We start from the raw sequence: 322 nt of genomic DNA, 5'->3' as shown, positions 1-322 counted from the left end.
GAATATACACATGAAATCAATAAAGACTTGGAGGCTATCATTATAACGGAGGAAGAAACAGGACGATTCATGAGCTACGGTGTGGTTGACAAGAAAAAGAAAGAAAGAGAATACCCTGAAGAAGATCCAAACGGAAAGAAATGGCTAACGCCAGAAGAATCGATGAAACTAGCTATTACTGCGCTGGAAAAGTACGGACCAAAGCATTTAAAAGAAGTGATGCCGATTGGGACAGCAGAGTTTCGACAGAGAGGCGCTGAGCAGGGTTTCAAGTTTGTAAATGTGCACGAAGGGATTCCCGTTCTGGATGATGAGATTTCTG

General features: G+C 42.5%; 1 pseudogene. It reads left to right on the top strand.

Going from position 1 to position 322, the window contains the following annotated elements:
• Positions 1-322, top strand: a pseudogene (locus tag HP401_RS29570) (hypothetical protein); the annotation flags it as partial.

This window comes from Brevibacillus sp. HB2.2, assembly GCF_013284275.1.
In the GTDB taxonomy this organism is placed as follows: domain Bacteria; phylum Bacillota; class Bacilli; order Brevibacillales; family Brevibacillaceae; genus Brevibacillus; species Brevibacillus brevis_D.
This window is presented reverse-complemented; position numbering and strand designations above follow the sequence as displayed.